Origin of the sequence: Treponema sp. OMZ 840 (assembly GCF_050937815.1) — a bacterium.
In the GTDB taxonomy this organism is placed as follows: Bacteria; Spirochaetota; Spirochaetia; order Treponematales; family Treponemataceae; genus Treponema_C.
In genome coordinates, this window is sequence record NZ_JACDIJ010000053.1 from 1 (window position 1) to 423 (window position 423).

The following is a 423-nucleotide window of genomic DNA, read 5'->3' on the forward strand; positions in this document are numbered from 1 at the left end:
CGGGCAACAGTAGAAACGGCTACACGGACAAGTCAGTCATCATGGACGACAACAGCACGGTAGAAATCGAGGTACCGCGCGACCGTAATAGCACATTCGAGCCGCTGATAATCCCTAAACACGACAGACGTGCCCCCTTGTTCAACGACCAGATTATCTCGATGTACTCATTCGGGATGAGCTGCCGCGACATACAACGGCACCTGCAGAATGTCTATGGGGTGGAAGTTTCACCGGAATTAATTTCTCGAGGGAGCGAGTCAGTCATTGAGGATGTTCGCCAGTGGCGCAATCGCCCGCTTGAGAAGTCCTACCCGATACTTTTCCTCGATGCCTTACGAGTAAACTCAAGACAGGACGGCAAGAACGTCAACAAAGCCCTGTATGTTGCTCTGGCGATAAATTGGGAAGGCAAAAAAGAGG

The 423-nt window shown here is 51.3% G+C and carries 1 protein-coding gene; it reads left to right on the top strand.

The window, feature by feature from the left end:
- A partial coding sequence (locus H0R92_RS14080) for an IS256 family transposase (protein WP_432966318.1) occupies nt 1–423 on the top strand: 423 nt, incomplete at both ends.